Below are 417 nucleotides of genomic sequence, written 5' to 3'. Positions count from 1 at the left end.
GGCGTTGATGTCAGCACCAATATTCGGCAACGAAATCGGCGGCAACGCCGGGAACGAGATCGGCGGCAGACCCGGCAACGCCAGGCTGCCCGACAACGCCGCGTTCAACGCCCCATTCAGCGACGCACCCAACCCGTTCAGCGACGCGCTCAGCGACCCACCGATGCCATTAAGCGCCGCACTGAGCTCAACCCCCAGGTTGCCCAGGCTCGGCAGCGTCAGCGGCGGCAGCGCCGGGAACGTGATCGGCGGCAGGCCCGGCAACGCCAAGGTACCCGACAGCGCCGCGTTGATCGCCGCGTTGAGGTCAGTACCGAGCGCGCCCAAGGACAGGGTCAGCGACGGCAGGCCCGGCAGCGTGATCGGCGGCAGACCTGGGATCGTAATGCTGCCCGTCAGCAACGCGTTGAGGGCGGC

At 68.3% G+C, this 417-nt stretch carries 1 pseudogene; it reads right to left on the bottom strand.

The annotated features are described in order from the left end of the window. Positions 1-417: pseudogene (locus SKC42_RS27495) on the bottom strand (hypothetical protein); the annotation flags it as partial.

It is taken from the genome of Mycobacterium sp. 050134 (assembly GCF_036409085.1).
Classification (GTDB): Bacteria; Actinomycetota; Actinomycetes; order Mycobacteriales; family Mycobacteriaceae; genus Mycobacterium.
The sequence above is the reverse complement of the archived record's forward strand: the minus strand, read 5'-3'. Positions and strand labels throughout refer to the sequence as shown.